A 23,918-nucleotide genomic window follows, 5' to 3' on the forward strand; every position below is an offset into this window, starting at 1 on the left:
ATGCGCATCCTTAAAGTGATATCCCTGCTGCTGGACTACCCCGACCAGCACCTGCGCGACGGCCATGCCGAACTGGCCCAGGCCATCGGCTCGGCCCGCGAGATCAGCCCGGAGCAGCGCATCGCGCTGCGCCGCCTGCTCGACGAGCTGACCGAAGGCGACCTGATGGACGTGCAGGAGCGCTACACCGACCTCTTCGACCGCGGCCGCGCGCTGTCGCTGCTCCTGTTCGAACACGTGCATGGCGAGTCCCGCGATCGCGGCCAAGCCATGGTCGACCTGATGGCGCAGTACACCGAGGCCGGTTTCGACATCGGTGTGCGCGAGCTGCCGGACTACATCCCGCTGTACCTCGAGTACCTCGCCACCCGCGAAGACCTCGAGGCCCGCGAGGGGCTGGCCGATGTCGCCCATCTGCTGGCCCTGCTGGCAGCGCGTCTGCAGGAACGCGAGAGCCCGCATGCCGCGTGCTTCCGCGCACTGCTGCAGATCGCCGGCGAGCCGGTGCAGGAAACCCTGGCCAGCCTGCAGGAGCAGGTCGCCGCCGAAGAGCGCGACGACTCGCTGGAGGCGCTGGACAAGATCTGGGAGGAGGAGCAGGTCAACTTCCTCCAGGCCGAGCAGCAGGATCGCTGCCCATCCATGCCGAGCGGGCCGGGTAAGGCTCGCGAGGAAAGCCCGGTGCCGCTGCACTGGACCGATTTCAAGCATGACGGGCAGGCCGCCGCGCTCGCCCAGGAGGTGCGCAATGTCTAACTTCAATTTCCTGCTGTTCGGGGTCTACCCCTACATCGCCCTGGCCATCTGCCTGATCGGCAGCTGGGCGCGCTTCGACCTGTCGCAGTACAGCTGGAAGGCCGGCTCGAGCCAGATGCTGTCGAACAACCGCATGCGCCTGGCGAGCAACCTGTTCCACGTCGGCATCATCTTCATCCTGGCCGGTCACTTCGTCGGCCTGCTGATGCCCGAGGCGCTGTATCACCACTTCATCACCAGTGGTCAAAAGCAGATCGTGGCGATGGTGTCCGGTGGCTTCTTCGGCATCCTCTGCCTGATCGGCCTGGTGATGCTGATCCATCGCCGTCTGACCGATGCGCGTGTGCGGGCCACCTCCAACACCAGCGACGTGATGATCCTGTTCGTGCTGCTGGCGCAGCTGGTGCTGGGGCTGCTGACCATCGTCGCCTCCACCGGCCACCTGGACGGTTCGGTGATGGTGCTGCTGGGCACCTGGGCACAGAGCCTGGTCACCCTGCAGCCGGTCAAGGCCGCAGGCGCCATCGAGTCGGTCAGCGTCATCTACAAGCTGCACGTGTTCCTCGGCATGACCCTGTTCGTGCTGTTCCCCTTCACCCGTCTGGTGCACATCGTCAGCGCGCCGGTGTGGTACCTGGGCCGGCGCTACCAGATCGTCCGGCAGAAGGGCGTCAAGCCGGCCATGCCGCGTCCGCAGCGCCCGCGCACCTACGAAGCACCGGTACGCGAAACTGCCGTGCCGTCCGCCGTGCCTGCCACGGCAAAGAGCAAGAGCCCGGTATGACCCTTGCCGGCTGACGCCCACGCGTCAGCCGGTCTGGCCGATCGGATCGAAGCTTCAAGCGTCTTATCGAGGTAATCATCATGGGTTGTGGATGTGGTGGAAGCACGGGTGGTGGCGGCTGCGGTGGCGGCGCCCGTCCGGAAATCGAAGTGCCGGCAGATGCCCCTCTGTTCGAGGAGCTGCCGCACGAGGAAGACAGCGAGCCGGCTGCCGAGCAGGCATCCGCTGAGCCGCTGCTGATCGCCAGCAGCGAGCAGGAGTGGCCGCGGGTGCGGGTCAACGGGGTGGCGATCGCGGCCCAGGCCATCGCCCAGGAATTGCAGTATCACCCCGCCGAGAGCCGCGACGAGGCGGTCTTTCTGGCGACCCAGGCACTGGTGGTGCGCGAGCTGTTGCAGCAGCGCATCGCCGAACTCGGCCTGGTGGTGCGTGCTGAATCCGGTGAAAGCGAGGAAGAAGCGGCCACCCGCACGCTGATCGAACAGGAAGTGCCGCTGCCGCTGGCCGACGAGGCGGCCTGTCAGCAGTACTACAACGGCAACCGTCAGCGCTTCTTCAGCGCGCCGCTGCTGGCCGCGCGGCACATCCTGCTGGCCTGTCCGGCGGATGACGCCGAAGCGCGCAGCCTGGCGCGTGAACAGGCGCTGGGCCTGTTGCAGCAACTGCAGGCGGCGCCGCAAAGCTTCGCCGAACTCGCGTTGCAGCATTCGGCCTGTCCGTCCAAGGAGCAGGGCGGGGCGCTTGGGCAGATCAGCAAGGGCCAGACTGTGCCGGAGTTCGAGCGCCAGCTGTTCCGTCTGCCGGTCGGTCTCTGCCAGCAGCCGCTGGAAAGCCGCTATGGCTACCACCTGGTGTTCGTCGACCAGCGTATCGAGGGCGAGCAATTGCCCTACGAGATCGTCGCCGGCACGATTCGCGCCGAACTCAACCAGCGTGTCTGGCAGATCGGCGTCAGCCAGTACCTGCAGAACCTGGTGGGGGCGGCGAACATCGAGGGCATCCACCTGCAGGGCGCGGAAACGCCACTGATGCAATGACGGCGGCTTGGCCCTGCGTCGGGTGGATGATGCTTCACCACCCACCGCGCGGGGCCCACGGTGGATGAAAAAGTGTCATCCACCCTACGAGGCTTCAGAGGTGTTATCGATGACTCAACTACGCGATGCCCACAACCGCCAGATCGACTACCTGCGCATGTCGGTCACCGACCGCTGCGACTTCCGCTGCGTCTACTGCATGGCCGAGGACATGACCTTCCTGCCGCGCCAGCAGGTGCTCGGTCTGGAGGAGCTGGAGCGCATCGCGCGCATCTTCGTCGGGCTGGGCGTGAAGAAGATCCGCCTCACCGGCGGCGAGCCGCTGGTACGCCAGGGCATCGTCGGTCTCTGCGAGCGCATCGCGGCCTTGCCCGGTCTGCGTGAACTGGTGATGACCACCAACGGCTCGCAGCTGGTCAGGCTCGCCGCACCGCTGGCACGGGCCGGGGTCAAGCGGCTGAACATCAGTCTGGATAGTCTGGACGCCGAGAAATTCCACGCCATTACCCGCACCGGCCAGCTGCAGCAGGTGCTCGACGGCATCGATGCGGCGCGCGCCTCCGGCTTCGAGCGGATCAAGCTCAATGCCGTGGTGATGAAGGGCCGCAACGCAGAGGAAGTCGCCGACCTAGTGGACTTCGCCATCGCCGGCGGGCTGGACTTGAGCTTCATCGAGGAAATGCCGCTGGGCGATGTCGGCCGTTCGCGCGGCGAGAGCTTCTGCTCCAGCGACGAGGTCAAGGCGCTGATCGCCGAGCGTCACGCGCTGATCGATTCGGCCGAGCAGAGCGGCGGGCCGGCGCGCTATGTGCGCCTGCCGGAGCACCCGCAGACGCGCATCGGCTTCATCTCGCCGCATTCGCACAACTTCTGCGCCACCTGCAACCGCGTGCGGCTGACCGTGGAAGGTCGCCTGCTGCTGTGCCTGGGCCACGAGCATTCCATCGACCTGCGCGCACTGCTGCGCCGCCACCCGACCAGCGACCAGCCGGTGATCGACGCCATTCACGCCGCGCTGCAACGCAAACCGCTGCGCCACGAATTCTCCAGCGGCGGCGAGGTCCAGGTATTGCGCTTCATGAGCGCCAGCGGCGGTTGACTGCCCGCGCCGAACGGGCTGCGGGCCGACCGTTTTATTCGCTACCATCGGCCGGCACTGCCGGTCTGACCCATGCCCCGCTGCGTTGCAGTCGGGCTTGTCGCAGCGCTCGCTGACCAACGCCATGCGCGTTGGTCGACCTGCCGGCACCGCCTGCCGCGCGCCTACCTCCAACGGGGAATGGGCTGGCCCGCGGCGCCGGTGCAGCCTGCGCACACATCTTCAAGGGAGTTTCGAGCCATGGCTCACCTGTCCAACACCGAATTCCAGCCTCTGAACATCGCCGTGCTCACGGTGAGCGACACCCGCAACCTGGACACCGACACCTCCGGCCAGGCGCTGATCGACGGTCTGCAGAGCGCAGGCCATACGCTGGCCGAACGGGCCATCGTCAAGGACGACATCTGGCAGATCCGCGCCCGGGTGTGCAGCTGGATCGCCAGTGAAAACGTGCAGGTGGTGCTGATCACCGGCGGCACCGGCTTCACCGCCCGCGACAACACCCCGCAGGCCGTACAGCCGCTCTTGGACAAGGACGTCGATGGCTTCGGCGAACTGTTCCGTCATGTGTCGCTGAGTGAGATCGGCACCTCCACCGTGCAGTCCCGCGCGCTGGCCGGGATGAGCAACGGCACGCTGGTCTGCTGCCTGCCGGGCTCGACCAACGCCTGCCGCACCGCCTGGAACAAGATCCTCGTCGAGCAGCTGGACAGCCGTACCAAACCCTGCAACTTCGTCCCGCACCTGAAGGCGGCCGCGGTGGACAACTGCGGGCCACGCTCATGAGCGGCTGCGGCTGCGATACCGGCGGGCTGAAGCCGGTCGACGAGGCCATCGCCGAGCTGCTGGCGCGGGTGCCGGCGCCGCCCGCGGTGGAAGAGGTCGCGCTGCCCGATGCCCTCGGTCGCGTGCTCGCCGAGCCGCTGGATGCCAGCTTTCCGGTGCCGCCCTGGGACAACAGCGCGATGGACGGCTACGCCCTGCGCGCCGCCGATCTGCCGGCCGAGGGCGGTGCGCTGCCACTGGCCGGACGCATCGCCGCCGGCGACGCCGCCAGTCAGCAATTGCCGGCCGGGCATGCGGTGCGCATTTTCACTGGCGCGCCGTTGCCGCCGGGCGCGGACGCCGTGGTGGCGCAGGAAAACTGCCGTATCGAAGGCGATCGCATCTGGCTGCCGGCGGTGAACGCCGGTGACAACGTGCGCTGCCTGGGTGAGGAAACCGCGGCTGGCGAGCGTCTGATCGACGCCGGCAAGCGTCTGCGCCCGCAGGAACTCGGCCTGCTGGCGACCTTCGGCGTGGCGCGGGTGAAGGTGTACCGGCGTCTGCGCGTGGCGCTGCTGTCCAGCGGCAACGAACTGCGCGAGCCGGGCGAGCCGCTGGACGCCGGGCAGATCTACAACTCCAACCGCTACAGCCTGCTCGGCGTGTTGCAGAGCCTCGGCTGCGAAGTGCACGACTACCCGATCCTGATCGACGATCTGGGCGCCAGCCGCGACGCGCTGGCCGATGCGGCGAGCCGCTTCGACCTGATCATCACCTCGGGCGGTGTTTCGGTGGGCGAGGAGGATCACCTCAAGCAGGCGATTCGCGAATTGGGCGAGCTGCACCTGTGGCGTCTGGCGATCCAGCCGGGCAAGCCGCTGGCCTTCGGCGAAGTCAACGGCACGCCGTGGATCGGCCTGCCTGGCAACCCGGCGGCGGCGCTGGTCACCTCGCTGGTGGTGGCTCGACCGTTCCTGCTGCGCGCCCAGGGCTGCACGCAGGTGCAGATCACGCCGCTGCGCCTGCCTGCCGGCTTCGCCTGGCGCAAGGCCAACGTGCGCCAGCAGTTCCTGCGCGCGCGGCTCGAAGCGGTCGATGGCCGGCTCGAGGTGCGTCTGTTCCCACGCCAGGGCTCGGCCATGCTGACCTCGGCGACCTGGGCGGATGGCCTGGCCATCGTCGAATGCGGGCGCACCCTCGCCGAAGGCGAGCTGGTGCAGTATCTGTCGTTCAGCGAACTGCTCGGCTGAGACATGCGAACGCCCGGTCGATGATGAGTCGACCGGGCGTTCTCATGCCCGGGTGCTGCTCCGTGACGCCGCGAGCGCGTTGCATCGACAGCGGGCTGGTGCAGTGGCGATTACCCGACAGCGTTTTCACTTCGCTGATAAAACACGGGGGAGCGTGGTCCTGCCGTGATCCCTGATAGCCGCGTCGCCGATCGATATCGGTACATGTAAAGCCAGCGAGCCTGTACCTACCGCCTAAGGCACCCGCCTTCGGAGGCGGCGGGGCAATCTGCTTTTCACTTTTTCTTCACATTCTTTTGACGAGGCGTTGATTCGCGTCTCGCTAGTTTGGCGTTCCGTTACCGACCGGAATGGCTCGCCATGACCACATCAAGCTCCACCCAGCTGGAGTTCTCGAGCAGATCCGGCTACCGGCGTGCGCTGGAGGCTCTCCACCGGCGCCCGGATGGATGGCCCCGACAGTGGCACGACCAGCAGGCCGCTCATCCCACCTCCAGTGAGGTGCGCTGCGATGTCATCTGAGCTCTCATCCGAGCGTGACCGCGCGGTGGCCGATGGCGCAGCGCTCAAGGGGCGCAGCGGACTGACGCGGCTGTGGCTCGCCGGCGGCTATTCGTTCGCCGGCCTCCGGGCCGCCTATGTCGGCGAGGCGGCGTTCCGCCAGGTGGTGGTGCTCAACCTGCTGCTGATCCCGCTGGCGTTTCTGCTCGACGTCAGCCGCGTCGAGCGCGCCGTGCTGATTGCCGTGGTGCTGCTGGCGCCCATCGTCGAGCTGCTCAATTCGGCCATCGAGGCCACCGTCGACCGCATTTCGCTGGAGCTGCACCCGCTGTCCAAGCGCGCCAAGGACATGGGTAGCGCGGCCCAGCTGCTGACCATGACGCTGATCGCCCTGGTCTGGGCGGTGATCCTGCTCTGAGTCCCTTCCCGTTGCCCAGGAATTTCCCATGACCGATGGAACCGCTCGCCCCCAGGCCGGCCAGCCCGACCTGCGCCACCACCTGCTGTTCATGGCCGGCAGCGCGCTCGCACTGCTGATGCTGTTCACCCTGCTGCGTCTGGCATTGTTGCTGTACAACCGCGAGCTGCTCGGCGATGCCTCGCCGGCCACCCTGCTGGAAGGCTTCGGCAACGGCTTGCGCTTTGACCTGCGCCTGCTGGTCTACATCTGCGTGCCGCTGTCGCTGGCGGTGCTGAGTCGCCGCGCGATGGCCGCGCGCAGACTGCAGCGGCTCTGGCTGGCTGCCTGCGCCAGCCTGGTGATCCTCCTCGGCATGGTCGAGCTGAACTTCTACCAGGAATTCCACCAGCGCCTGAACAGCCTGGTCTTCCAGTACCTCGCCGAGGACCCGGCGACGGTGCTGAGCATGCTCTGGCATGGCTTTCCGGTGCTTACCCTGTTGAGTGTCTGGGGCGGGCTGACCCTGATCTGGTCGCTGCTGTTCGGTTGGCTCGACCGTCGTTGCCGGCCACGCGCTGGGCTGCTGACCAAACGATCGACAGCACCTACGCAGCTGAGCTGGCACTGGCACGGTGCGACGCTGGTCGCGCTGGTGCTGATCAGCGTGGTCGCCGCTCGCGGCACCCTGCGCCAGGGGCCGCCGCTGCGCTGGGGCGACGCCTTCACCACCGATTCGGTGTTCATCAACCAGCTCGGCCTGAACCCGGCGCTGACGCTCTACGAGGCGGCGAAGAACCGCTATTCCGATCATCGCGACAATGCCTGGAAGGCTGTGCTGCCTGAGGACGAGGCCCTGGCGGTGACCCGCGAGCTGCTGTTGACCGGCAACGACCAGCTGGCCGACCCGGAGCTGGCCGCCGTGCGCCGCGACTACCGGGCGCCAGGGGCCGGTCGCCTGCCGGTGCGCAACGTGGTGGTGATCCTGATGGAGAGCTTTGCCGGGCGCTATGTCGGTGCGCTGGGCAGCCGCGACGGCATCACACCCAACTTCGACCGCCTGGCCGCTGAGGGCCTGCTGTTCGAGCGCTTCTTCGCCAACGGCACCCACACCCACCAGGGCATGTTCGCCAGCATGGCGTGTTTTCCCAACCTGCCGGGCTTCGAGTACCTGATGCAGTCACCGGAAGGCGGCAACCGCTTCTCCGGGCTGCCGCAGCTGCTCAGTGCGCGGGCGTTCAATGATGTCTATGTCTACAACGGCGATTTCGCCTGGGACAACCAGCTGGGCTTCTTCGGCAACCAGGGCATGACCCGCTTCGTCGGCCGCAACGACTATATCGACCCGGTGGTGGCCGACCCGACCTGGGGCGTCTCCGATCAGGACATGTTCGACCGCGCGGTGCAGGAGCTCGGCGCCCTGGCACCGGGCGAACCCTTCTATGCATTGCTGCAGACGCTGTCCAACCACACGCCATACGCGCTACCGGACCCGCTGCCAGTGCCGGCGGTCAGCGGCCATGGCTCGCAGGATGCGCACCTGACCGCCATGCGCTACTCCGACTGGGCGCTGGGCCGCTTCTTCGAGCAGGCCAAGCGCCAACCCTGGTACAAGGACACCCTGTTCGTGGTGGTTGGCGACCATGGCTTCGGCGCGCCGGAGCAGCTCACCGAGATGGACCTGTTCCGCTTCCATGTGCCGCTGCTGCTGATGGCCCCCGGCGTCACCGAACAGTTCGGCAGCCGTCGCGAAGTGGTCGGCACCCAGGTCGACGTGGTGCCGACCATCATGGGCCGCCTCGGTGGCGAGGTGCGCCATCAGTGCTGGGGCCGTGACCTGCTGGCACTGGACGAGCGCGATCCCGGCTTCGGCATCATCAAGCCCTCGGGCAGCGACCAGACCGTGGCGATGATTCGCGGCGAGCAGATCCTGGTCCAGCCCAAGGACCTCGCGCCGCGGCTGTACCGCTATCGCCTCGGTGCCGATGCCAGCGCCCAGCGGATCGAGGATGCCGACAACGCGGCGTCGATGCTGCGCCAGCTGCAGGCCTATCTGCAGGTCGCCACCGCCAGTCTGCTGGCCAACACCAGCGGAGATCGCAGCGGCGAGGGCGAGTCGGAAGCGGTGGCCGCCGAGGTGCCGCTCGCGGTGAAAGCGGCCCCGCCGGCACGGCCGGACAAGGGTTGAGCGCGGCGGTCGATCAGTGTTCCAGCGGCTTGAAGCTGTCGTCGGCGAAGTAAGTGGCGTAGTCGCCCAGCGCGCCGACCACCGTCACTGCGCCGTCGCGCTGACCGGCCGGGGCGCCGCTCATGGCGTCGGCACCGGCGAGCAGCTGGGCGATGATCAGGTGCAGCTGCGCGTCGGCCTCGGCGCTCAGCTTGCAGTTCTCCACCATGTAGGCGACCTGGCCGCGCACCGTGTCGGCCTGTTCGCCGTAGCGGGCGGCGGGCAGACGGTCCTCGTGGATCGCCGGCAGCGCCTGGCGCATATCGTCGTTGATGGTGCCCATCGCCTGGCGCAGCGGCGCATCGGTGGACCAGCGCTTGCCGGCATCGAGTTGCAGCGCCGGCGCGCCTTCGCCGTGGCCGTGGTCATGGCTGGTGGCGGCGAGACTGACGCCGGCGTGGCCGAGGGTGCCGGCGAGGATGATGGCGAAGGCGAGAGCGTGGGGTTTGCGGATCATCGATAGAACTCCATTGAGCGAGCCGGCGAAGTGCGGCTCCTGATGTTCTAACGCAGGCGCGACGGTTTTGTTCCATCGCGCCGTGCAATCCGTCATTTGCGGTGCAATTGCTCGATGTTGTCGGCGCCGAACGACTGCTGCGTGAGCACCTGGACGAGCCGCGCGCGCTGCTGCGGTTCGAGGATCTCGCGCTCCTGCAGCAGCTGGTCGATGAGCAGGCGCTGCTGTTCGTTCTGCAGTTCGGCGATCTTCGCCTGCTCGGCGTCGATCACCGTGCGGTCCACCTGTTCGGCGAAAATCGCCTCGATCAGCCGGTTGCGGTGTTCGCCGAGGCTGGCGTTGGAGGCGCGCAGGTAGGCCAGGAACGGCGCCTCGGCATCGTGCCAGCGCTGCAGCTGGCTGGCGCTCAGTTGCAGCTCGCGCGACAGCTCGGTCGGTGCGCCAGAGGGCATCGGCAGGCCATCGCGACTGAGTTTCTGCCAGCCGAGGCCGGCGAGCACGCCGACGTTGACCAGCACGGACAGGGCCAGGGCGTTGCGCAGGGTGGTGTTGCTCATTTCGGGTTTACCTTCAGATAGCAGAATTCGGGACGCGCGCAGAGCGCGCCGGGTGGCGCGCTGCCGAGGACGGCGAGCAGGTCGTGGCTGGGTGAGCTGCCCGGCGGCTGGCCGGGCAGGGCATAGCCGAGCAGCAGGCCGAGCAGGATCGACGCCGCGGCGCCGATACCCTGCGCCCAGTGCCGGGCCCACCCGCTGCGCACCGGCGGCGGCGCGAAGGGCCGCTGCAGACGCGTCTGCAACTCGGCCGGCAACTCCGGGCAGGCCAGCGCACGCAAGCCCTGGCCGAGCCCGTCGAGTTCGGCCAGGGTGGCGCGACACTGCGGACAACCCGCCAGGTGGGCGTCGGCGTGGCGCTGTGCGGCTGCGTCGAGTTCGTTGTCGAGGTAGGCGGACAGGATCGCCATGTCCAGATGCTCAGTCATCGAGGGTGCCTCCGTTGGCCTGGCGATAGCCGTGCAGCAGCGCCTCGCGGGCGCGTGCCAGGCGCGACTTGACGGTGCCGGCGTTGAGCTGCAGCGTGGCGGCCAGTTCGTCGTAGGCCAGCCCCTCCACTTCGCGCAGCAGCAGGATCTCGCGCTGTTCGTGGGGCAGGCGGGCCAGCAAGCGTTCCAGCAATGCCAGATCGCGCCCGGTCTGCAGCCGGCTCAGCGGCGATGGCGCCGGATCGACCGGCTCGGCCAGTTCCTCCGGCGCCACGTCGACGTGGCGTTGCCGCTGGCGCAGCGCATCCAGCGCGGCATTGCGTGCGATCTGCAGCAACCAGGTCTGCAAGCGTGCTTCCGGGCGCCACCTGGGGAGCGCCTGGAAGGCGCGGATGAACGTTTCCTGAGTCAGGTCCGCGGCCTCGTCGGCGCTGCCGAGCAGGCGACGGAGGAAGTGGAAGACCCGCGCCTGATGGACGCGCACCAGCGTGCCGAACGCCTGGCGATCACCACGCGCGGCCTGCTGGATGAGGTCCTGTTCGCTGTCGTTCATTAAGCGCTCGTCTGGGCTGACCGCGCAGGGCGCCGCTAAAACCTGCCTGCGTTACCAACGCCTCGGTTTTTACCGGTGCCCGTGCGCTGCCGGCCGGGTTGCCGCAGGGATATAACGCAACGGTTGGCAAAATGTTCCGGCTATTTTTGTCTCAGCGCGGAATCTTCACCCGGTCCTCGTCGAAGTCGCCTTTTTCTGCGTCGCGATGGCAGGCCACGCAGTTGAAGCGGCCGCCGACCGACTCGCGGGCGAACTTGGCTTCGCTGACCTCGTCGTGCTTGTGCTCGAACCAGCGCGTCTGGCTGATGCGTGGCGGCTCGCCGGCGGTGGGTGACGGCTCCACCGGCAGGCGGTTGGCGGCCGAGGCGCGGACCAGGAAGTCGAGGATTTCCTTTTCCTGCACCGGGTCCAGCGACGCGTTGCTGCCGTAGTGATCGCCCAGGGTGCGCATCTGCTCGCGCCAGGCATCGGCAGGCAGCAGACCGGGGGAATAGAGCATGTGGCAGGCCGCGCATTCTTCCTTCCACACCAGCGGCGCGTCGCTGGGTACCGCCAGGCGCTTGGGCCGCTTGTAGCCCTTGCGCTCGCGATGGTCGTCGTCATCGGCGAAGCTGAGGCCGGCCAGTACCAGGGTCAGGCCCAGCCCGGCGACGGCCGCGAGGGGTGCAATCTTCATGGCAGGCTCCTTACTTGATGCTGTCGATCCAGCTGATGAAGTCACCCTTTTCCTGCGCGGTGCATTCACGGGCGTAGACGTCGTCGCAGTTGCGGCGGAACCATTTCTCGACCTTCTTCAGGTCGGTGAAGCGCTTGGGGTTGGCTGCCGGGGCGAGCGGATCGACCTTGCGGTGCGCCGGCGTCTTGCCAGGCTGACGCGGGTCGGCGGTGTGGCAGGTGGTGCAGCTCATGGTCTTGCCGTTGCGCTGCTCCTCGGCGAAGTACAGCGCCTTGCCGCGCTCGGCGGAGAAACCGGCGAAGTTCGGATTCTCCTGGCGCGCCTGGGTGGCGTAGCCGGCCAGCAGTGGGTGTTCGGTTTCGGCCAGGGCCGGCAGGCTCAGGCAACAGGCGAGGGCAATCCAGTGGGCTTTCATGGTGCGGTCTCCGGGGTGGATGAGCGCAGCCTAGGCGCGCCGCCTTACGCCAAACTGAATCTGGCCAGGTGATGGCATTCAGCTTGGCTTCAGCTGAGGGGCATACAAGGGAGGTATTCCGTTCATCGAGGATTGCCACCGTGGCTGCCTTCAACCGCTTTCGTTTGTTCCACTGGCTGCTGGCCGGTTTCTTTCTTGGCGTTTACCTCAGCGGTGACGACGCCGAGACGCTGCATATCTGGCTGGGCTACGGCCTGGTAGCGCTGTTGGTGTGGCGCGTGCTGATCGTGCCGCTGCGCCTGCGCGGCTTCCCGCAGCTGCTGCCGCCGAAGAGCCAGCGGCGCAAGCCCGGCCTGTCGGCAATCGGCAAGTGGCTGACGGTGGGTGCGCTGGGCTGTTTTGCCATCGACAGCCTGGTCGGACTGGGCATGGTCGATAACGGCGACGTGCTGGCCACGCTGCCGGGCGTGGGGCCGGACGTGTTCGGCGCCGCCAGCGACATCGACTTTGTTGGCTGGATGGGCGACGCCGACGAGGTGCACGAGTTCTTCGCCAACCTGGGGCTGTGGCTGATCGGCCTGCATGTCGGCTACGTGCTGCTGTTTCGCCGCAAGATGGTGTGGCCGATGCTGCGTGGCACGTCCTCGGCAGGACCGGCTCGGAGCCCGAGCACGACATTAACTGCACCCGCACCTGCTCCCGTCTCAGGGGAGTTCACCCGGCTGCGCATCGCCTCACGCCAGGCCGAAACCGCCGACAGCTGCTCATTCATCCTGCAGGTCCCGGCCGCCCAGCGCGCACGCTTTGTCGCGCAGCCGGGGCAGTTCCTCACGCTGAAGGTGCCTGGTGCCGAGCCGGTGCTGCTGCGCTGCTACTCGCTGTCGCAGCGGCCGCAGGCGGATGGTGCGCTGCGCATCACCATCAAGCGGGTGCCCGGCGGCCGGGCGTCGAACTGGCTGCTGGACAACCTGCAGGCGGGCGACTGCATCGAGGCGCTGCCGCCGGCCGGTGTATTCGTGCCGCGCAACCTGGATGACGATCTGCTGCTGCTTGGCGCCGGCATTGGCATCACGCCGCTGATGGCGATCCTGCAGGCCGCGCTGGTCGAGGGCAGTGGGCGGGTATGCCTGTTCTACGCCAGCCGCGATGCAGCCTCCCTGATCTTTGCCGAGGAACTGGCCGAGTTGGCCGTGCGTTACCCCGAGCGCCTGCAGCTGCGCATCTGGCTTGATGCGGAGCAGGGCGTGCCGAGCGGTCGGGCGATCGCCGAGAGGATTGCCGGCTGGTCTGCCGCCGACGCCTTTGTCTGCGGACCGCAACCGTTCATGGATGCCGCCAGCGCCGCGCTGGTCGAGCTGGGTGTGGATGCCTCGCGCATCCATCTGGAGCGCTTTGCCGCCGCAGTGCCGACGGTCGCACCGGGCGGGCGCCGCAGTCGCCTGCGGGTCGCGCTCGACGGTCGCCGTCACGAATTGGACGTGCCGCGTGGAGAGGTGCTGCTGGAGGCTATGGAGCACGCCGGCCTGCAACCACCGAGCGCCTGCCGCTCGGGTGTCTGCGCCGCCTGCAAGTGCCGGGTGGTGGAGGGCAGCGTGAGCATGCGCAGCAATCAGGTGCTGAGCGAAAGCGAGGTGCGCCAGGGCTGGACGCTGGCCTGCCAGGCCGAACCGCGCAGCGCCGAATTGCAGGTGGAGTACTGAGATGCAAAAGGCCCTGGTTTGCATGATTTGACGCAGCGTCCGCCGGATAACGGCATAGCCTTTATCCGGCGGGCGGAAGCGCCCGGGCAGTCGAAAAGGCCGTCGGCCGTTTTCCACCCTTGGCGGGTTACCCCGCGGCGGGCTTAGCGCTCCGCCACCGGCAGATCGTGCTTCTGCCAGGCGAGCCACGAGCCGGGCACGTTTACCACGTCGCGGAAACCCTCGCGCTTGAGGATGCTGGCGGCAATCGATGCGCGGTAGCCGCTGCCGCAATAGGTCGCCACGGTCCTGTCCTTGTCCAGTTGCTCCAGTCCTTCGGGCAGATGGGCGACGAAGGCGTGGCGGGCGCCGGGCACGCGCCCTTGCTCGACCTCCTCGGGGGCACGCACGTCGAGTACCTGTACCTGGGGATCGTCGCGGCGACGATCGAGCTCGTGCACCGTCCATTCGCCGACGCACTCCAGTGGCAGGCCGGCGTTCTGCCAGTCGCTCATGCCGTTGCGCAGGTAACCCGCCACGTGGTCGAGGCCGATGCGGTACAGCTGCAGCGTCGCCTGGTGGATTTCGTGACTGTCTTCGCCGATCAGGTAGATCGGTCGCTGGTCGTCGAGCATCCAGCCGGCCCAGCTGACGAACTCGTTTCGCAACGCGATGTTCAGTGCGCCATCCACATGGCCGCCGCCAAAGGCGAGTATCGAACGCAAGTCCACCAGCTGCACCGCTTCCTTGTCGGCGATGCGCTCGGCGAAGCGCTCCGGTGACAGTGGCGGCGGCAGCGCCGGCCCATGGATGCGCGTGGCCGGCCGCACGTTGTAGCGCTTGAGTCGCGCATAGTGGCGTGGTGGTTCGGGCATCCCGGTCAGCAGCCAGTCGACGAATTCGCTTTCGCTGCGCCGCTGGTTGAGCGCCGGGTTGAACAACAGCTCGTTGCCGAGCGTGGAGCGTCGGCGATCACCGATGGATTTGCCGCAGGCCGAACCCGCGCCGTGGCAGGGATAGATCTCGACGCGCTCGCCCAATGGCAGGTAGCGGGTGAAGAGGGTGGCATAGAGCTGTGCGGCCAGCTGTTTGGTGCTGTCTTCGCCGAGCAGGTCCGGCCGGCCGACGTCGAGGTTGAACAGGGTGTCGCCGGTGAAGAGAGCGAACGGCTGTTTGCCCTGCTGGCTGTCGCGCAGCAGCAGGGAGATGTGTTCCGGCGTGTGACCGGGCGAGTAGATGATTTCCAGGCTGACCTGGCCGAGCTCCAGCACCTCGCCATCGGCAGCCTGGCGCAGCTCGAAACCGTAGTCCGCTGAGCAGCCGCCGATGATCTCTGCGCCGCTGCGTTCGGCCAGCGCCTGGGCACCGGAGACGAAGTCGGCATGGATGTGGGTTTCGATGGCGTAGGCGATGCGCAGGCCTTTTTCGCGGGCCAGGTCGAGGTAGATATCGACGTCGCGCCGCGGGTCGATCACCGCGGCGACGGCGGCCTTGCTGTCGCCCACCAGGTAGGAGATCTGCGCCAGGCCATCGGTATAGATCGGCTCGAACACCAGCATGGTTGCACCTCCGTAACGGCTGAATGGTTACGGATGTGGAACGTCGACGGGTTGCCGACGTTCACTCGCCGATCACCGGCGGACCAGCAGAACCCCGGATTCCATATGGTGGGTGTATGGGAACTGGTCGAACAGCGCACAGCGCTCGATGCGATGGGTGTCGGCGAGCTGGGCGATGTTCTGCGCCAGGGTTTCCGGGTTGCATGAGATGTAGAGGATGCGCTCGAAGCGACGGGCCAGTTCGCACGTGTCCGGGTCCATGCCGGCGCGCGGTGGGTCGACAAAGATGCTGCCGAAGTCGTAGCTCTTCAGGTCGATATGGGCCAGGCGGCGGAACGGGCGCACCTCTTTCAGCGCCTGGGTCAGCTCCTCGGCGGAAAGACGCACCAGCTCGATGTTGTCGATGCCGTTGTCGGCGATGTTGGCCAGCGCGGCGTTGACCGAAGTCTTGCTGATCTCCGTGGCCAGCACGCGGCGCACGCGGGTGGCCAGCGGCAGGGTGAAGTTGCCGTTGCCGCAGTACAGCTCCAGCAGGTCGTCGTCGCGCTCGCCGAGCGCTTCAAAGGCCCAGTTCAGCATCTTCTGGCAGACCTCGCCGTTGGGCTGGGTGAAGGCGCCTTCCGGCTGGCGATAGCGGAAGCGGCGTCCGGCGACCGTTAGCTGTTCTTCCACGTAATCGCGGCCGATGACGATGCGCTTGCCCTTGGAACGGCCGACCAGGCTGACGCCGAGGTCTGCGGCGAGCTGCTCGGCTTCGGCCTGCCAGGCCTCGTCCAATGGGCGGTGGTAGGCGAGGGTGATCAGCGCATCGCCGCTCAGGGTGGTGAGAAATTCCACCTGGAACAGTTTGAAGCTGAGTACTTCCGAGGCCTGCCAGGCGGCCTTCAGTTGCGGCATCAGCTCGTTGATGCGGCGGCTGGCGATGGGGAAGTCGTCGATCAGGATCGCCTTGTGCTTGTCGCCCTGCTCGAACATTGCGTAATGGCGCTGGCCGTCTTCGCGCCACAGGCGGAACTCGGCACGCAGGCGGTAATGCTCGCGCGGCGAATCGAAGACTTCTGCTGCCGGTGCATCGAACGGTGCCAGCAGCTCCTCCAGCCGGGCGGCTTTTTCGGCGAGTTGGGCGTCGTATTGGGCGGGGTCGAGGTGGGGCAGCGGCATGGCAGGGCTTCGTGCAGAGGTTTCAGGAGCTTCGCGGCCAAGCCCACTTCCGGGCGGACAGTGGGGGAGCGGCCGCGAACGTGTACGGTCTGGTCAGCCGGTAAACCAGCCCAGCTTGACCACGAACAGTGCCGAGAGCACCCACATCGCCGGGCTCAGCTCGCGCCAGCGGCCGGCCAGCAGCTTGATGGCGGTCCAGGCGATGAAGCCGAAGGCGATGCCGTTGGCGATGGAGAAGGTCAGCGGCATGGCCAGCGCGGCGATGGCCACCGGCGCGGCGACGGTGAGGTCGTCCCAGTCGATGCCGGCCAGGCTGCTCATCATCAGTACGGCGACGAACAGCAGCGCCGGGGCGGTGGCGTAGGCCGGCACGGCACCGGCCAGCGGGGCGAAGAACAGGCTGAGCAGGAACAGCAGGGCGACCACGCAGGCGGTCAGGCCGGTGCGGCCACCGGCAGCGGTACCGGCGGCGGATTCGATGTAGCTGGTGGTGGTCGAGGTGCCCAGCGCCGCGCCGGCCATGGTGGCGGTGCTGTCGGCGAGCAGGGCGCGGCCCAGGCGCGGCATCTTGCCGTCCTTGTCCAGCAGCTCGGCTTTCTGCGCCACGCCGATCAGGGTGCCGGAAGTGTCGAACAGGTCGACGAAGAGGAAGGCGAAGATCACGCTGATCAGGCCGATATCCAGCGCCCCCATGATGTCCAGCTGCATGAAGGTCGGCGCCAGCGACGGCGGCATAGACACCACGCCGTTGAGCTGCGACAGGCCGAGCAGGATCGACAGGCCGGTGACCACCAGGATGCCGATCATCACCGCACCGGTGACCTTGCGGTAGGCCAGCGCGGCGATCAGAAAGAAGCCCAGGCACGCCAGCCGCGGGCCGCCGGCGCTGAGGTCGCCGAGGCCGACCAGGGTGGCCGGGTTGTCGACGACGATGCCGGCATTCTTCAGGGCGATGATCGCCAGGAACAGGCCGATACCCGCGGCAATGCCGGCGCGCAGGGCCAGCGGAATGCTGTGGATGATCCATTCACGGATCTTGAAGATCGACAGCCCGAAGAAGATCAGGCCGGAAAGGAACACCGCACCCAGCGCGGTCTGCCAGGTGTAACCCATGGTCAGCACCACGGTGTAGGTGAAGAAGGCATTCAGGCCCATGCCCGGTGCCAGCGCGATCGGGTAGTTGGCGACCAGACCCATGATCGCCGAGCCGATGGCTGCCGCCAGGCAGGTGGCGACGAACACCGCGCCGTGGTCCATGCCGGTCTCGGCGAGGATGCTCGGGTTGACGAAGAGGATGTAGGCCATCGTCAGGAAGGTGGTGATGCCGGCCAGGATCTCGGTGCGCAGCGTGGTGTTGTGCGCCTTGAGTTGAAACAGCTTTTCCAGCATGGTCGATCCTCTTGTGCCGGTTAAGTGTGGGGCCGTCGCCTCTGGCGGGCGGCTGGCCTGTCGTCGCAAAAGCCGGGCATCTTACACCGGCCGGCAGCGCGGTTGAATTTCCATTGAGCAGGTGAACGCCATGAGCAAACGTGTCCTGATTCCGATCGCCGACGGTTCCGAAGACCTGGAGGCCGTCACCCTGATCGACGTGCTGCGCCGTGCCGAGTTCGACGTGGTGGTGGCCAGCGTCGAGGAACGGCGCATGCTGACCTGTGCGCGCGGCACCCGGATCACTGCCGACACCATGCTGCTCGACGTGCTGGCGCAGGATTTCGACCTCATCGTGCTGCCCGGCGGCATGCCCGGCGCGAAGACCCTCGGCGAGCTGGAGCCACTGGCCGAGCGCGTACGCCAGCAGGCCCGCGCCGGACTGGACTACGCGGCGATCTGCGCCGCGCCGGCGGTGGCGCTGCACCCCTACGGCGTGCTCAAGGGCCGCCAGGTGACCTGCTACCCAGGCATGAGCGACAACCTCACCGGCACGCATTTCCTCGACCAGCCGGTGGTGGTGGACGGCAACTGCATCACCAGCCAGGGCCCGGCGACCGCCCTGGAATTCGCCCTGACCCTGGTGGAGCGCCTGGCCGGACGGGGCAAGCGGCGCGAGGTGGCCGACGCCATGCTGGTGCCGGCGACGAACTAACCACATAGCCCATCGGTCACTGCTTGCATGCCGGCCAGCCGGTGCAAACGGTGAATTCGAGGAGAACGATGGACAGTGTCGATCTGGCAGTGCTGCGGCGTGCCCGCGACTGGTTGCGTGACGGTCACGCGGTGGTGCTCTACACGGTGATCGAAACCTGGGGCAGCGCGCCGCGCCCGGTGGGCTCGCTGCTGGCGCTGCGCGGCGACGGCCGTGTCGAGGGCTCGGTGTCCGGTGGCTGCGTCGAGGACGACCTGCTCGCCCGGGTCATGGCCGATGAGCCACCGTCGACCTGCCAGCTGATCACCTATGGCGTGAGCAAGGAAGAATCCGCGCGTTTCGGCCTGCCCTGCGGTGGCACCCTGCGCCTGCTGCAGGAGCCATTGCGCGATGCCGGCTGGATCGACGAGCTGCTGTCGCGCTGTGCCGCACACGAGCGGCTGCTGCGTCGGCTGGACATGGCCAGCGGCGCGGTCGTCCTGCAGCCCGCCGGGCGTGAGGCTGTGCTGCAGTTCGACGGGCATACCCTGCGCGCGCCATTCGGTCCGGCCTGGCGCCTGCTGATGATCGGCGCCGGGCAGCTGTCGCGCTATGTCGCCGACCTGGCTCACGGCCTCGGCTTCGAGGTGCTGATCTGTGACCCACGCGAAGGCTATGCCCACGACTGGAATCCGGCCGCCGTGCGCTTCGTGCCCGGCATGCCGGACGACGCCGTGCTGGCCATCGAGCCGGATGCGCACACCGCCATCGTCGCGCTGACCCACGACCCGCGGCTGGACGACATGGCGCTGCTCACCGCGCTGCAGTCCGAAGCCTTCTACGTCGGCGCCCTGGGCTCGCGGGTCAATAGCGAGAAGCGCAAGGCGCGCCTGCTCTCGCTGGGTCTTGGCGAGCGCCAGGTGCAGCGCCTGCACGGCCCCATCGGGCTGCCCATCGGCAGCCGCACGCCGGCGGAAATTGCCCTGTCGCTGATGGCCGAGGTGGTGGCGCTGAAGAATGGCGCCCTGGCGCCGAGCCTGTCGGCGCAGCAGCGCTGTGCCTGAGCGCAGGGTGCCTGGTGCCGGTGTCTGCGCCATCGTGCTCGCCGCCGGGCAGGGCAGCCGCTACCGCGCCATAGGCGGGGCAGACAAGCTGCTGGCGCCGAGCCTCAGCGATGCGCCGGCGCCGCCGGTGCTCGCCGCCACGCTGGCGAACCTGCGCGGCGTCGCCGAGCGGCTGCTGGTGGTGAGTCGCGCCGACAATGGTCCGCTGCACGACTGGCTTGCCGCCCATGCCGGGGACTGCGAGCGGCTGCTGGTGGAGACCCGTGGCCTCGGTCATAGCCTGGCGCAGGCGGTCGCCCATGCACCGGCGGCCGGCGGCTGGCTGGTGGCGCTGGGCGACATGCCCTATGTGCAGCCAGCGACCCTGCGGGCCATCGTCGCGGCGATCGACCACGACAATCTGGTGGTGCCTGTCCATCAGGGGCGGCCCGGCCATCCGCGCGGGATTGGTGGCGCTTATCGCGAACGGTTGCTGCAGCTCGATGGCGATCGCGGTGCCCAGGCGCTGTTCGCCCGGCATGCCGTGCAGCAGCTGGAGGTGGACGACCCCGGCGTGTTGCAGGACATCGACCACCCGGACGATCGCCGGCGGTGCTGATCCGATAAGCCTGCACGGCGATGCTCCGGCCCCTGCTCAGGGAGCTGAACGATTTCGGCGCCACGCCAGTCGTACCCCAAGACGCACGGACAGCGCACACCAATGCCCAAACCGTGAGGCTGCCATGAGCGAACATTCTTCAGCTGCAGGCCAGACCTGCACCATCAGCCTGGAGCTGAACGGCGAACGCCGTGAGCTCCAGGTGCAACCCTGGACCACCTTGCTCGACCTGCTGCGCGACCAGCTCGGCCTGACCGGCACCAAGAAAGGCTGCGATCACGGCCAGTGCGGCGCCTGCACGGTGCTGCTCGACGGGCGGCGCATCAACAGTTGCCTGACCCTGGCGGTGATGCACGACGGCGCGCGTCTGACCACCATCGAGGGCCTGGCCAGCGCCGAGGCGCTGCATCCGCTGCAGGCCGCCTTCGTCAAGCACGATGCCTTCCAGTGTGGTTATTGCACGCCGGGGCAGATCTGCTCGGCGGCCGGGCTCGCGGCCGAGCACCGCGCCAGCAGCCGCGACGAGATCCGCGAACACATGAGCGGCAACCTCTGCCGCTGCGGCGCCTATCCGAACATCCTCGCCGCCATCGAGGAGGCACTGCCGGTGCTACGTGGCCAGGAGGGTGCGCAATGACGCCGTTCAGCTACCAGCGCCCCGAACGTATCGACCAGGCCATCGCCCTGCACGGGCCGGACAGCCGCTATATCGCCGGTGGCACCAACCTGCTCGACCTGATGAAGGAAAACGTGCTGCATCCGGGCCAGCTGATCGACATCAACGGCCTGCCGCTGCGCGAGATCGAACAGACCGCCGAGGGTGGCCTGCGCATCGGTGCGCTGGTGAGCAACGCCGACCTGGCCTGGCACCCGCAGATCGAGCAGCGCTACCCGCTGCTGAGCAAGGCCATTCTTGCCGGCGCATCGCCGCAGCTGCGCAACATGGCCAGCACCGGCGGTAACCTGCTGCAGCGCACCCGCTGCTACTACTTCTATGACACCGCCACCCCGTGCAACAAGCGCGAGCCGGGGTCCGGCTGCGGCGCACGCGACGGACGCAACCGCATCCACGCCATCCTCGGTGCCAGCGAGGCGTGCGTCGCCGTGCATCCCTCGGACATGTGCGTCGCGCTGGCTGCGCTGGACGCGCGGGTGCACATCGAAGGGCCACATGGCCAGCGGCGCGTCGACCTGGTGGACTTTCACCGCCTGCCCGGCGACCAGCCGCAGCTGGACAACGTGCTCACCGAAGGCGAGCTGATCACCGCCGTCGAACTGCCGGTGGAGGGCTTCGCCAGCCACTGCGCCTACCTCAAGGTGCGTGACCGCGCGTCCTACGCTTTCGCGCTGGTCTCCGTTGCCGCCGCGCTGGAGGTCGATGGCGACGTCATCCGTCGCGCACGCATCGCCCTGGGCGGCGTGGCCCACAAACCCTGGCGCCTGGAGGAAGCCGAAGACCTGCTCAGTGGTCAGCGCGCCGAGCCGGCGAAGTTCGCCGCGGCGGCCGATCGCCTGCTGCAAGGTGCGCAACCGCTTGCCGACAATGCCTTCAAGATCGACCTGGCCCATCGCGCCATCGTGCGCGCTCTCACCGAAGCCGCCGGAGGAACCGTCCGATGAACAGCGCCAACTCTCCACTCGGCAAGCCGCTGGACCGCGTCGACGGCCCGCTCAAGGTCACCGGCAAGGCCTGTTATGCCGCCGAAGCCGAGGTGCCGGGGCTGCTCTACGGCGCGGTGGTCTCGAGCAGCATCGCCCGTGGCCGAGTCACGCGCATCGATGCCGCCGCGGCCGAGGCATTGCCCGGCGTGCGCCTGGTGCTGACCCATCAGAACCGACCGCCGGTGGCCAGCTACGACAAGCCCTACGAGGACGACGATGCCGCCGAAGGCTCGCCGTTCCGCCCGCTGTACAACGATCGCGTGCTCTACAGCGGCCAGCCTCTGGCGCTGGTGGTGGCCGAGACCCAGGCCCTGGCGCGCCATGCGGCGAGCCTGGTGCGAGTCGAATACGAAGTCGAGGCACACCAGACCGATCTGCAGGCCGTGCGCGATCAGGCCCACGATGCGCCTGCCGAGCTCCCCGAGCCGCGTGGTGATTTCGACTCGGCGTTCGCGGCGGCGGCAAATCACATCGACCGTGAGTACGAGACCCCGGTGGAACACCACAACCCCATGGAGCCGCATGCTTCCATCGTCCAGTACCAGCCGGGCGGGGAGCTGCTGATCCACGACAAGACCCAGGGCGTGCAGAACTGCCAGCGCTACCTGGAGCAGGTGTTCGACATGGAGGGCAAGATCCGCGTGCTGTCGCCCTTCGTCGGCGGCGCCTTTGGCTCCGGCCTGCGCCCGCAGTACCAGCTGCCGCTGGCGGTAATGGCCGCGCTCAAGCTCAAGGCTTCGGTGCGCGTCGAGCTGACTCGCCAGCAGATGTTCACCTTCGGCTATCGCCCGCGGACCGTCCAGCAGCTCAAGCTCGCCGCCGATGGCGAAGGGCGGTTGCAGGCCATCGAGCACAGGGCCATCGGCCAGACCTCGCGCTTCGAGGACTTCACCGAGCACGAGGTGGAGTGGTCCGGCATGCTCTACGCCTGCGACAACGTGCGCCTCGGCTACCGTCTGGCACCGCTGGACGTCTATACCCCGCTGGACATGCGCGCCCCGGGGGCGACCATTGGCGTCTATGCGCTGGAGTGCGCGATGGACGAGCTGGCGTATGAAGTCGGTATCGATCCGTTGGAGCTGCGCTTGCGCAACTACACCGAGACCAACGGCAACGAGGGCAAGCGCTATTCCAGCAAGGAGCTGCGTGCCTGCTACCAGCAGGGTGCCGAGCGTTTCGGCTGGTCGCGGCGCCCGACGCAACCACGCAGTCTGCGCGACGGCCATCAGCTGGTCGGCATGGGCATGGCCACCGGTGTCTGGGAGGCGATGCAGATGCCTGCCTCCGCTCGCGCCTGTCTCGACGCGGACGGAAGGCTGCTGGTAACCAGCGCCACCGCCGACATCGGCACCGGCACCTACACCGCGATGACCCAGATCGCCGCCGACGCGATGGGCCTGCCGATGAGCGAGGTGGAATTCCGTCTCGGCGACTCCAGCCTGCCGCAGGCGCCGCTCGAAGGCGGTTCGGCCACCGTGTCTTCGGTGGGCAGCGCGGTGCAGCGGGCCTGCGCCGGCCTGCGGCAGAAGCTGCTGGACGCCGTGCAGCAGTCGCCGGCCTCGCCGTTCACCGGGGCGAGTCTGGACGCGGTGGAGTTCGTCGATGGGCAGCTGCGGCTGAAAACCGGCGAACATGCCGTGGCGCTGCGCGACATCGTCCAGGTCAGCGGGGCGCTGGACGCCGAAGCCAGCGTCAAGCCTGACGAGAAGCGCGACGCCTGGGCCACCGCGACCCATTCGGCAGTGTTCGTCGAGGTGCGCGTCGACGAGGACCTTGGCACCATCAAGGTCAGTCGCGTGGTCAGCGCGATCGCCGCCGGACGAATCGTCAACCCGAAGACGGCCGGCAACCAGATCGTCGGCGGCGTGGTATGGGGCATCGGCCAGGCGCTGCACGAGGAGACGCTGATCGACCACCGGCTCGGCCGCTACATGAACCACAACCTCGCCGAGTACCACATCCCGGTGAACGCGGACATTCCAGAGGTCGAGGTGATCTTCGTCGAGGAACACGACGAGGTGGTCAACGAGCTCGGGTCGAAGGGAGTAGGGGAGATCGGTATCGTCGGCGTGGCGGCGGCGGTGGCCAATGCGGTCTACAACGCGACCGGCAAGCGGGTTAGGGACCTGCCGATTACCCTGGATAAATTGCTGTAGTCGCCGGCGCGCTGGGTGGGCTTCGGCCCGCCGGTGCGGCTGCGTCAGCTGGAGCAGCTGATCGTGCCCACGCAGCGG

The 23,918-nt window shown here is 67.8% G+C and carries 24 protein-coding genes; 15 read left to right on the forward strand and 9 right to left on the reverse strand.

Annotated features, from left to right (window positions below; genetic code table 11):
- The 8 genes from narJ (at position 1) to HZR81_RS03315 (ending at position 8,777) form a co-directional block, all read left to right on the forward strand.
- Positions 1-756: a nitrate reductase molybdenum cofactor assembly chaperone gene (gene narJ, locus HZR81_RS03280; RefSeq protein WP_230485565.1), complete on the forward strand. Its 756-nt coding sequence runs from the start codon at positions 1-3 to the stop codon at positions 754-756.
- Entirely contained in the window at positions 749-1,540 is a 792-nt protein-coding gene (narI, locus tag HZR81_RS03285; RefSeq protein WP_013981800.1) for a respiratory nitrate reductase subunit gamma, read from the forward strand. Before narJ ends, narI begins: the two co-directional genes overlap by 8 nt.
- Positions 1,541-1,620: 80 nt before the next feature.
- Positions 1,621-2,577 (forward strand): peptidylprolyl isomerase, encoded by a 957-nt coding sequence (locus HZR81_RS03290; protein WP_500127323.1) that lies wholly within the window; start codon positions 1,621-1,623, stop codon positions 2,575-2,577.
- Positions 2,578-2,686: 109 nt separating this feature from the next.
- The gene (gene moaA / locus HZR81_RS03295; RefSeq protein WP_500127324.1) at positions 2,687-3,676 is read left to right on the forward strand and encodes a GTP 3',8-cyclase MoaA; all 990 of its coding nucleotides are present in this window, start codon (positions 2,687-2,689) and stop codon (positions 3,674-3,676) included.
- A 240-nt stretch (positions 3,677-3,916) separates the two neighbouring features.
- Positions 3,917-4,462, forward strand: coding sequence for a molybdenum cofactor biosynthesis protein B (moaB, locus tag HZR81_RS03300; RefSeq protein WP_020306607.1), 546 nt, complete (start codon positions 3,917-3,919; stop codon positions 4,460-4,462).
- Positions 4,459-5,691: a molybdopterin molybdotransferase MoeA gene (locus HZR81_RS03305; protein WP_500127325.1), complete on the forward strand. Its 1,233-nt coding sequence runs from the start codon at positions 4,459-4,461 to the stop codon at positions 5,689-5,691. Before moaB ends, HZR81_RS03305 begins: the two co-directional genes overlap by 4 nt.
- A gap of 511 nt (positions 5,692-6,202) precedes the next feature.
- Complete coding sequence (locus tag HZR81_RS03310) at positions 6,203-6,610, forward strand: diacylglycerol kinase (RefSeq protein WP_063544212.1); 408 nt, start codon at positions 6,203-6,205, stop codon at positions 6,608-6,610.
- Between the two features lie 28 nt (positions 6,611-6,638).
- On the forward strand, positions 6,639-8,777 hold the full coding sequence (locus tag HZR81_RS03315) for an LTA synthase family protein (RefSeq protein ID WP_500127326.1): 2,139 nt from the start codon (positions 6,639-6,641) through the stop codon (positions 8,775-8,777).
- A gap of 13 nt (positions 8,778-8,790) precedes the next feature.
- Here HZR81_RS03315 and HZR81_RS03320 read toward each other — a convergent pair whose 3' ends face one another.
- The 6 genes from HZR81_RS03320 to HZR81_RS03345 all read right to left on the reverse strand — a co-directional run bounded on the left by HZR81_RS03320 (position 8,791) and on the right by HZR81_RS03345 (position 11,899).
- Positions 8,791-9,273, reverse strand: a complete 483-nt coding sequence (locus tag HZR81_RS03320) for a hypothetical protein (RefSeq protein ID WP_500127327.1) — start codon at positions 9,271-9,273, stop codon at positions 8,791-8,793.
- Between the two features lie 92 nt (positions 9,274-9,365).
- Entirely contained in the window at positions 9,366-9,830 is a 465-nt protein-coding gene (locus HZR81_RS03325; RefSeq protein ID WP_278447273.1) for a periplasmic heavy metal sensor, read from the reverse strand.
- Positions 9,827-10,255, reverse strand: a complete 429-nt coding sequence (locus tag HZR81_RS03330; protein ID WP_500127328.1) for an anti-sigma factor family protein — start codon at positions 10,253-10,255, stop codon at positions 9,827-9,829. Before HZR81_RS03330 ends, HZR81_RS03325 begins: the two co-directional genes overlap by 4 nt.
- Entirely contained in the window at positions 10,248-10,808 is a 561-nt protein-coding gene (locus HZR81_RS03335; RefSeq protein WP_064482713.1) for an RNA polymerase sigma factor, read from the reverse strand. Before HZR81_RS03335 ends, HZR81_RS03330 begins: the two co-directional genes overlap by 8 nt.
- 151 nt (positions 10,809-10,959) lie before the next feature.
- Entirely contained in the window at positions 10,960-11,484 is a 525-nt protein-coding gene (locus HZR81_RS03340) for a hypothetical protein (RefSeq protein WP_500127329.1), read from the reverse strand.
- A 10-nt stretch (positions 11,485-11,494) separates the two neighbouring features.
- Positions 11,495-11,899: a DUF1924 domain-containing protein gene (locus HZR81_RS03345; RefSeq protein WP_500127330.1), complete on the reverse strand. Its 405-nt coding sequence runs from the start codon at positions 11,897-11,899 to the stop codon at positions 11,495-11,497.
- 140 nt (positions 11,900-12,039) lie between these two features.
- Here HZR81_RS03345 and HZR81_RS03350 point away from each other — a divergent pair, with 140 nt between their 5' ends.
- A complete protein-coding gene (locus HZR81_RS03350) occupies positions 12,040-13,599 on the forward strand; it encodes a 2Fe-2S iron-sulfur cluster-binding protein (RefSeq protein ID WP_500127331.1) in 1,560 nt (519 codons plus the stop codon).
- 143 nt (positions 13,600-13,742) lie between these two features.
- On the opposite strand, the gene HZR81_RS03355 is transcribed toward HZR81_RS03350, so the two are convergent.
- The 3 genes from HZR81_RS03355 to HZR81_RS03365 form a co-directional block, all read right to left on the reverse strand.
- Complete coding sequence (locus HZR81_RS03355; RefSeq protein WP_500127332.1) at positions 13,743-15,137, reverse strand: MBL fold metallo-hydrolase; 1,395 nt, start codon at positions 15,135-15,137, stop codon at positions 13,743-13,745.
- A 72-nt stretch (positions 15,138-15,209) separates the two neighbouring features.
- Positions 15,210-16,298 carry a tRNA (uridine(54)-C5)-methyltransferase TrmA gene (trmA, locus tag HZR81_RS03360; RefSeq protein WP_500127333.1) on the reverse strand — a complete coding sequence of 363 codons (1,089 nt, stop codon included), beginning with the start codon at positions 16,296-16,298 and terminating at the stop codon, positions 15,210-15,212.
- A 93-nt stretch (positions 16,299-16,391) separates the two neighbouring features.
- On the reverse strand, positions 16,392-17,687 hold the full coding sequence (locus HZR81_RS03365) for an NCS2 family permease (protein WP_500127334.1): 1,296 nt from the start codon (positions 17,685-17,687) through the stop codon (positions 16,392-16,394).
- A 130-nt stretch (positions 17,688-17,817) separates the two neighbouring features.
- Between HZR81_RS03365 and HZR81_RS03370 the strand changes: the two genes are divergently transcribed.
- From HZR81_RS03370 to HZR81_RS03395, 6 genes are all read left to right on the forward strand, one after another.
- A complete protein-coding gene (locus HZR81_RS03370) occupies positions 17,818-18,381 on the forward strand; it encodes a DJ-1 family glyoxalase III (protein WP_017245379.1) in 564 nt (187 codons plus the stop codon).
- Between the two features lie 68 nt (positions 18,382-18,449).
- Positions 18,450-19,424 carry an XdhC family protein gene (locus HZR81_RS03375; RefSeq protein ID WP_011912112.1) on the forward strand — a complete coding sequence of 325 codons (975 nt, stop codon included), beginning with the start codon at positions 18,450-18,452 and terminating at the stop codon, positions 19,422-19,424.
- Positions 19,425-19,431: 7 nt separating this feature from the next.
- Positions 19,432-20,022 carry a nucleotidyltransferase family protein gene (locus HZR81_RS03380; RefSeq protein ID WP_500127381.1) on the forward strand — a complete coding sequence of 197 codons (591 nt, stop codon included), beginning with the start codon at positions 19,432-19,434 and terminating at the stop codon, positions 20,020-20,022.
- Positions 20,023-20,146: 124 nt separating this feature from the next.
- The gene (locus HZR81_RS03385; RefSeq protein ID WP_133456229.1) at positions 20,147-20,659 is read left to right on the forward strand and encodes a (2Fe-2S)-binding protein; all 513 of its coding nucleotides are present in this window, start codon (positions 20,147-20,149) and stop codon (positions 20,657-20,659) included.
- Positions 20,656-21,642 (forward strand): FAD binding domain-containing protein, encoded by a 987-nt coding sequence (locus HZR81_RS03390; RefSeq protein WP_125853836.1) that lies wholly within the window; start codon positions 20,656-20,658, stop codon positions 21,640-21,642. Before HZR81_RS03385 ends, HZR81_RS03390 begins: the two co-directional genes overlap by 4 nt.
- Positions 21,639-23,840 (forward strand): xanthine dehydrogenase family protein molybdopterin-binding subunit, encoded by a 2,202-nt coding sequence (locus HZR81_RS03395; protein ID WP_500127335.1) that lies wholly within the window; start codon positions 21,639-21,641, stop codon positions 23,838-23,840. Before HZR81_RS03390 ends, HZR81_RS03395 begins: the two co-directional genes overlap by 4 nt.
- Positions 23,841-23,918 lie beyond the last annotated feature (78 nt).

The organism is Pseudomonas sp. LM13 (assembly GCF_041381355.1).
Taxonomy (GTDB): domain Bacteria; phylum Pseudomonadota; class Gammaproteobacteria; order Pseudomonadales; family Pseudomonadaceae; genus Stutzerimonas; species Stutzerimonas frequens.